The sequence below is a fragment of the Streptomyces sp. URMC 126 genome, assembly GCF_051386555.1.
Taxonomy (GTDB): Bacteria; Actinomycetota; Actinomycetes; order Streptomycetales; family Streptomycetaceae; genus Streptomyces.
Map to the genome: position 1 here is coordinate 20,896 of NZ_JBPQTX010000057.1, position 8,135 is coordinate 29,030.

An 8,135-nucleotide genomic window follows, 5' to 3' on the forward strand; every position below is an offset into this window, starting at 1 on the left:
CGACCGGGACGGACGCCGTACTCGTGTCGGACCGGAGGTCGGGGCGGGCGGCAGTCGGCCGGGGGTATGGCCGACCGGACGGGTCTCCTGTCAGGAGTCCGCCGCCCCGGCCGTGCGAGTCGCACAACGGTTCGCCCTTTCGCTCGTCGTGGCGATATCGCTTCTCGTGTTCGCGGGGAGAAGCTGATCGGTGGCCTCGCCGACGGGCGCACAGCCGGCGCACGGCTTCCCGATCTGCCCGAGCTCCGAGCCCCCGAGCTCCCCGAGCTCCCCGAGAGAGAGGCCCTCCCGTGCGGACCATCGAACAAGTCGTCTCCAGGCACCACCCCGCGTTCGCCGTCCCGGCCCTGCGCCTGGGGCTCGGCCAGGATGACAACGTCTATCTGGTCATCGGCCACCAGCCGCGGGGCCACGCGCTCCGGCTCGCGGCGGACGGATCGGAGCAGCGGTTCGGGAGGGTCGGCTACGCGGCGTGGGCGATCACGGCCGACCCGGCGGGAGTGATCGCGACCGCCGAGACCCACTTCCCGCACCGCATCGACTTCTGGGACAAGGAGTTCAACCCGCTCGGCAGCATCGACGACTTCACCGCCGACGGCACGCACGGCTACTTCGCGCCCTCGGCCGTCGAGGCGGCCCGTTCCGGCTGGTTCTACGCCATCGACCAGCACCGCGGACAGGTGGTCCGGCTGAGGCCCGGCGTCGTGGACCGGCGCGTCACCCTCACGGGGCTCGACGCGAACGCCACTTCCAAGACGGGTCCGGTGGGGATGCGGGTGGCCGAGGAGCTCGGGATGCTCTACACCGCCTGGCCCACGTCGGCCGGGGCCGGGCTCGTCTGTGCGTCGAAGCTCGACGGAACGCACGTGTGGACCATCGGCGCCCGGCCCGCCGGCGACGCCTTCGGGGGGTACGACGTGGACGACGACGGTCGTCTCCACGTCTCCGCCGGGCTGCCGCGGGAACCGGCCCGGCGCCAGGTGACCGTCTACGACCCGCGGGGACGGAGGGAGCGCGAGGTCACCCTCGCCCTCCCCGACGACCCGTACACCGTGCAGTACCTCAGGGTGCGCGGGCAGCACTACTACGTGAAGCGCAACGACCCGACGTACCTGTTCGAGGTGTACGACCGCACCGGCGCGCTCGTCCGCCGGGTCGGCGCCGACGTCGAACGGCTGTCCGTCACGTACGAGTCGGACGAGTGGACGGCCGGCCGGAAGACGCCGCTGACGATCACCCACGACCGGGGCCGGTGGCCCGGCGAACCGCGCTTCCGGGTGTGGCTGCGACCTCTGGGCGTACCGGAGTTCACCGAACTCCCGCTGACCGGCGGGGCGGTCACCCCGCCCGCCGACGCCCGGGGCCTGTACCACCTGCGGGTGTCACCCGACGTCGCCGGACGGCTCGGCGACTACACCGTGGACGGCTTCGTCGAGATCCGCACGCCCGAGAGCAGCAAGGGCTCGCTGTCCCTGATGACCTGCCGCGTCCTCGTCGACGAGAACGGCGTCGAGATGTTCACCGCGCTGAACCGCTTCTCCTACGGCCGCGGCGAGCCCGTCACCGTGCGCGTCGTGGCCCGCGTGGCCGACGGCACTCCGCTGCCGGGCAGCGCGCGCGTGCGGCTGCTGCGGGACGGGGCGGAGGTCCACGCCGAGACCGTCACCCTCTCGCCGGACGGCACGGGCCGCCTGGAGCTCACCGGCGAGTACACCGGCACGCTGACGCCCGGACGGTACCTCATCGACGCCGAACGGCCCCCCGGCTTCACCGTCGCCCCGCTCCACCTCGACCTCGGGCCCGGCCTCGTACGACGGCCGGACTTCCACATCACCTGGTACAGCGACATCTACGCGAACAACCACGCCAGCGTCCCCTCCGACCCCCGGGACGTCGTCAAGAACCCGTCGACGCAGCTCCTGCCGATCTTCGCGGACCTGCCGGACACCGTCGAGGCCCATGTCGCCAGAGCCGAGAAGCTCGGTCTCAATCTCTTCGTCGACCGCCTCGGCGTCAACTGGCCCGCGTCGTTCAAGGACGCCGCCGCGGACGCCGGCATCGTCGAACGGCTGAAGCGCTCGAAGACCGCCGTCCACTGGGACAAGGCGATGTTCGAGGACCCCGCGCGCCGTACCGTCGCCGGCTACGGCGCCCGCGGCATGGAGGAGCAGGCGGTCCTCTACGCCAACGACACCTACCTGCCCCTCGGCCTGCCGGGCAACAACGAGATCCGCAAGCAGGGGGAGCTGGAAAGCGACCTGCTGAGCGTCATCGAAAGCCTGCGCACCTACGCGGCGTTCCGGGGCTGGACCTGGGGCGCGAACTGGTGGGTGACCACGCTCGGCGCCGCCGCCGCGGAGAGCGAGGACGAGCGCCGGAAGTACGACGAGGCGCTGAAGCACGTCGAGGAGCCCGGCGGCTGGGCGCCGGTCCTCGACACCGTCACCGACCGCTCGATCGCCCTCCGGCCCATCGCCGCGGACCGGTTCCGCGAGGTCCTGAACCGACGGCTGCCCGGCAAGGTCGGCGCGATGACCGGCCCCTACCGCGCACCGCAGACCCCTCCCCCGGTCGTGTTCGCGCCCGCCGACGAGGTCGACCTGCACTACCAGGGCGAGCAGCTCCAACTCATGGGCGCGACCGCCCACATGGTCGACTACTACCGTCGCCCGGGCAAACCCGCCTGGGGCCACCCGGAACTGTTCAACGACGACGGCACCGGCGGCATGATCCTGCCGACGCTGCTGCAACAGGTGATGCGGGGCGCGAACGGCACCGGCATGACCGGCGACCAGGGCGCCTACCACCTGCAGGGCATCGCCGACCGCGACGAACGCGGCGCCGGCAGCGGCGGCAGGCCCGGCGACCCCCGCTCCGGCGACGCGGGCCGTACGTCGGTGCTGCGCGCCGCGTTCGACCTGTGCGCCCGCCTGGGGCCCCCGACGGCGGGCGCCCGCAACGCCGACCGTGTCGCGATCGTCGTGTCCACCCGCATGCAGCGCCTGGAGACCTCGCAGGGCTTGAGCAGCAGGTACTTCATGCGGCTCTTCGAGGCGTACACCGCCTGCCTGTACGCCCACCGCCCGGCTACGTTCGTCTTCACCGAGGACGTCAGCGCCGACGTCCTGCGCGGCTACGACGCCGTCCTGCTGATCGGCCAGCGCGTCGACCTGGACCCGCGCCTCGCCACGGCGCTGAGCGAGGTGAGCCGGGAACCGGAGGCCGTCCCCGTCTTCGCCGACGACAGCTGCGTCCAGCGGTACAAGGACGCCTACCGCCCCCTCGGCACCGCCTTCACCCGCGTCGAGAGCGACGAGACGCCCCAGAGCGACGACGATTCCTACCGCCGCTTCCGCCGGATCTTCCTCGACCAGGCGGCCAAGGTCACCGCCGTCCTGAAGGACGTCGTCGCCCCGGTCGCCGAGTGCGACAACCCCGAGGTGCTGCTCAGCGAGCGCAAGGCCGGGAGCACCACGTACATCTGGGCGGTCAACAACACGCTGCTCGACTGGGAGCCGGGCCTGGTGTGGCGGGTGGGCCTGCGGTGCGGCCACCGGGTTCCCGTGACGGCGAGGCTGAAGGTGGCGCTGCCCGCGCTGCACCAGGTCGTCGACGTGCTCACCGGGGAGCGGGTCAGTCTGCTCGGCGGGGAGTTCACGGCGGATCTGCGTACCGTCCCCGCCCGGCTCTACGCCGTCGTGCCGTTGGCGCACGATCCGCTGCCGCCCCCGGCCGAGTACGCCTTCGGCCCGCACGTACGCGACATCGCCGTCGCCGCCGACGGCCGCACCGCCGCCCTCACCGCCTTCGACTGGGACCACAACCTCTACGGCCTCGACCTCGCCACCGGCACCACGCGCTGGCGCCGCCGCCTCGGCCACCACTTCGCCTACACCCCCAGCGCCCTCGGCGCCGGATTCGCCGCGCAGGGCTTCGACGTGCACAGCCCCGAGGGCTACCACCTGTACCTGCTGGACGCCGAGGGCTCGCCCCGGCGCCGCTTCGCCCTGTTCGGCCTGCCCAAGAAGGCCACCGACTGGATGAAGGGCGGGTGGGGCCACGACTACGGGCTGAACAACTTCGCCGCCGCGCCCGGCGGTTCCTGGATCGCCACCTCCGGCGATCTGGGCCTCGCGCTGTGGGACACGCCGGACGGCGGCGGCGCCGAGCCGCGCGAGAGGTGGGCGCACGAGTGGTGGAAGACCGGCGAGCGGACCCCGCTGCGGCTCCTCGCCCTCGACGACGACACCCTCGTCACCTTCGCCGCGAACACGATCACCGGACTCGCCGCGGCCGACGGCTCCACCCTGTGGACGATCCCCACGGCCGAGGGACGCTTCGGCGGCGGCGTCGTCAGCGGCGACCGGCGCACCGCGGTGATCTGGTCGGACGCCGACGGCGGCCGCGTGTACGTGATCCGCGGCGGCATCCTCGTCAACACCCTTCCCACCGCGGCCGACGAGGTCTCCGTCAGCGCCGACGGCTCGTTCCTCGCGGTCGCCTTCCGCAACCAGCTCAGGGCGTACGACGCCGGGAGCGGGCTGCTGTGGACCTATACCGGGGACGATCTGCTGCGGCGCCCCCGCGTCTCGCCGGACGGCACCCGCGTGGCCGTCGGCAGCGAACTCGGCACCCTCGCCGTACTGCGCCGCGACGGCACTCCACTGGCGGCCAAGGACCTCCAGGCGCTCCCGGTCCCTGCCTGGCTGCCCGACGGGGGCCTCCTCGTCGCGACCTGGACGGGCACGGTACTCCGCTACACCGCCGCCCTGGACGAACGGTGGCGGACCCGGCTGGCCCCGTCCGAGACCGACATCCGCCCCAAGCTCCTCGCCCCCGACCCCGTCCCGGTGGTCCGCCGCGCGGGCTGGGGCAACACCACGGAGCCCAAGGCCCTCACACCCAACCTGATCAAGACCACCTCCGCCCTCCTGGACGTACGCCTGGTCAGCCCGGTCCGGTACGTCGACCTCGGCAAGCAGAACGCGGTCGCCCTGCTCACCGACGGCCGTGCCGACCCGCCGGCCGAACCGTGGGTGCCCTGGTCTGTCATCGGTGCCATCCGCATCCAGGAGGGGCAGGAGCTGCTGTTCACCGTCGACACCTTCCGCACGCAGGTCCGGCTCACCGGTGTGACCTTCGCCGAGGACCCCGCCCACCCCGAGTCGTGGTTGCGCGACGTGCAACTGCAGTGGTGGGACACGAAAGCCGGGATCTGGAAGGACGGGCCGAAGCTCCTCTCCGACGCGGGCGCCGTGCACACCCACACCTTCGAGGCGCTGTCCTCCTCCCGTTTCCGGCTGCGTACCACCGGCGGTGGCGGCTGGCCCGTGGGCAACATCCGGCTCGGCGAACTCGTCTTCCACGGCAGCGTGGTGGGCAACTCCCACCGGGACGTGCTGGAGGGGAACGCGCTCGCCGTCCTCTTCGACGACCGGGAGGACGACGTGCGCGACATCGTGGAGGACAGCGCGTCCGCCGACATCCAGCTCGGCGGCGCCGCCGTCGGGACCGGCTGTCTGCGGCTGAAGCGGGCGGTCCAGCGCTTCCCCACGTTCCGGGCCCCCTTCGGGCACGCCATGCACGACTGGGACTTCAGGATCGTGGAGAACCCGAGCGGCCCGGGCCAGTACCGCTATCTCCAGTTCGCCTGGAAGGCGCTCAGCCTCCGGACCACGGGGATCAGCGTCCGGTTCGGGCCCGCGACGTCCGCGCCGGTCTTCTCGGTGTCCGTCGGCGACTCCCACTGGCCACCGGAGACGGTCATGGTCGAGAGGAGGCTCGCGGGGCCGGTTCCCGCCGACTGGACGGTCGTCCGCGTCGACCTGTGGAAGGTCACCGCCGGTGCGGTCAAGGTCGTCGACCAGCTCGCCCTGCGCAGCAATGGCGACGGCGCCCTGTTCGACCAGATCGTCCTGGCCCGTACCCAGGCGGACCTGCCCAACCCGCCCCTGCCCCGGGTCGACGTGACGGCCGTGGGCCCGGGCGCCGGTTCGTCGCTGTCGCTCGGCGGTCCGGCGGCGGCAGGTGTCCGTCAGGGGGGATCCCGCTGACGAAGAGGGTGCGCGGGGGCGGGGCGGCGTCCGTCTCCTCGGGCACGGCCTGAGAGGCCGCGTGGGCAAGTGGAACAGCGCCATGACGTACGGGCGGTTCGCGCCGCCGCGCGTCCGTGCGAGCATGCGTGCATGTGGTCACAACCGTCGTCGGGCTGCCCACGCCGCGGCCGTAACCTCTCGCCCGTCATCACCGACGCCGTGAGCGCGGGCCCGGACCGAGGCGCCGTTCACCCGGGCGGTACGGATGCGTGAGTCCTCGCCGCGACCCGGTCGCCGGCCCGAGCGGAAGCCGATGGACCTGGACGCCTACACCGAACGCGCCCGCACGGGACCGTGCTTCGTCTGCGCGTTCCTCGCCGGCCACCCCGACTACGCGCACCGTCTGATCGCCGACGACGGTGAGCACGTGGCCTTCCTCGACCGGTGGCCGACCCTTCCCGGGAAGATCCTCGTGGCACCCAAGCGTCACCTGGAGCACGTCGTGCGGGACTTCGACGAGGCCGCGTACGTGCGGCTGATGGCGTTCGTCCGGCGCGTGGCCCTCGCCATGGAAGAGGTCTGCCGGCCGGAGCGGACCTACGTCTACTCGCTCGGCAGCCGGCAGGGCAACGCCCATGTGCACTGGCACATCGCGGGGCTTCCGCCGGGGGTTCCGTACGAGCACCAGCAGTTCCACGCCCTCATGTCGGAGAACGGCGTCATCGACGCGCCGCCCGAGGACCTCGACGCCCTCGCGGCACGGCTCCGCCGAGCGCTGACCGAACGGCCCTGAACCCCGGCCTGCCCCAAGGAGACACCCATGGCTCGTCCGACGGCCGCCGGCCGGTGCGATGACCGGATCGGCAGTGCGCTGCGGGGCGAGAACCCCACGGTGCTGCGGCGCCTGGACGCCGGATTCGCGGTGATCGGGGACACGCAGTTCCTCCCCGGCTACTCGCTCCTCCTGGTCGACGACCCGGGCGTGCAGCGCCTCAGCGACCTTCCGCGTGCGCGCCGGCGAGCGTTCCTGGAGGACATGGACCGCCTCGGCGAGGCCGTCGAGCGGGCCTGCCGCGGCGCCGACGCGGCGTTCCGCCGGGTGAACCTGGAGATCCTCGGCAACGCCGATCCCTACCTGCACGCCCATGTCTGGCCCCGGTACGAGTGGGAGCCCGCCGATCTCGTCCACCGGCCGGTGTGGCTCTACCCACCCGGGCACTGGAGCGACGAAGAGCACGCGCTCGGCCCGCGGCACGCGGCGCTGCGGCGTGCGATCGGGACGGAACTCGACCGTCTGGCGAGCGGGAGCCGGGGGTGAAGGGGGCCCGATGAGTGGCTTCGTTCCGTACGGCCGGCGGCGTTCGGCGGCGGGTTCCGGGCCGTCGGTTTCTTCCGCCTGCCCGGTGTGGCGGGGTCGGCCGTGGTCGCGGGCTTCTCACGCCTGTCGCCGTCGGCCTTTGAGGTGGCAGCATGCCGGGGCATGGCAGACGACAGCACGAGTGGGTTTCAGGCAGGCCGGACAGGACTCATCGTCCGGATCCCCGAGGCGGAGCCGGCCGTCCGCGCATGGCGGGAGCGGTTCGATCCGTCAGCCCGGGCAGGCGTGCCGGCGCATGTCACGGTGCTCTTCCCGTTCCTGGACGAGAGCCGGATAGACGCGCGTGTCCGCTCGGCCCTCGCCGCCGTGCTGGGCGGTCACCGCGCCTTCGACGTGCGGTTCGAGAGCTGTGGGCGGTTCCCCGGGGTGCTGTATCTCGCCCCCGAACCGGCCACGCCCTTGCGGCGGCTCACCGAGGCGATCGCTGACCGCTGGCCCGAGGCGCCTCCCTATGAGGGCCGATTCGCCGACATCGTTCCCCACCTGACCGTCGCCGACGGTCACGACGATGCGGTTCTGGACGGGATCGAAGCCGATCTGCGCGGCAGGCTCCCCTTCGTGTCCCGGGTCTCGGCGGTCGAGCTCATGGCGTACGACGGGGTGAAGTGGCGTGAAGGGCCGTCGTTCTCGCTCCTTGGGTGAACGGGCCGCATGCCGGGGCATGGCAGACGACAGCACGAGTGGGTTTCAGGCAGGCCGGACAGGACTCATCGTCCGGATCC

4 protein-coding genes are annotated in these 8,135 nt (G+C 72.5%); all 4 read left to right on the top strand.

What is annotated here, in order from left to right:
* Window positions 1–290: 290 nt before the first annotated feature.
* Entirely contained in the window at window positions 291–6,053 is a 5,763-nt protein-coding gene (locus ACSNOK_RS10020; RefSeq protein ID WP_436780250.1) for a WD40 repeat domain-containing protein, read from the top strand.
* Between the two features lie 295 nt (window positions 6,054–6,348).
* The gene (locus ACSNOK_RS10025; protein WP_436780251.1) at window positions 6,349–6,828 is read left to right on the top strand and encodes an HIT family protein; all 480 of its coding nucleotides are present in this window, start codon (window positions 6,349–6,351) and stop codon (window positions 6,826–6,828) included.
* A gap of 27 nt (window positions 6,829–6,855) precedes the next feature.
* A complete protein-coding gene (locus ACSNOK_RS10030) occupies window positions 6,856–7,353 on the top strand; it encodes an HIT family protein (protein ID WP_436780252.1) in 498 nt (165 codons plus the stop codon).
* 162 nt (window positions 7,354–7,515) lie between these two features.
* Window positions 7,516–8,055 (top strand): 2'-5' RNA ligase family protein, encoded by a 540-nt coding sequence (locus ACSNOK_RS10035; protein ID WP_436780253.1) that lies wholly within the window; start codon window positions 7,516–7,518, stop codon window positions 8,053–8,055.
* The last annotated feature ends 80 nt before the right edge of the window (window positions 8,056–8,135 follow it).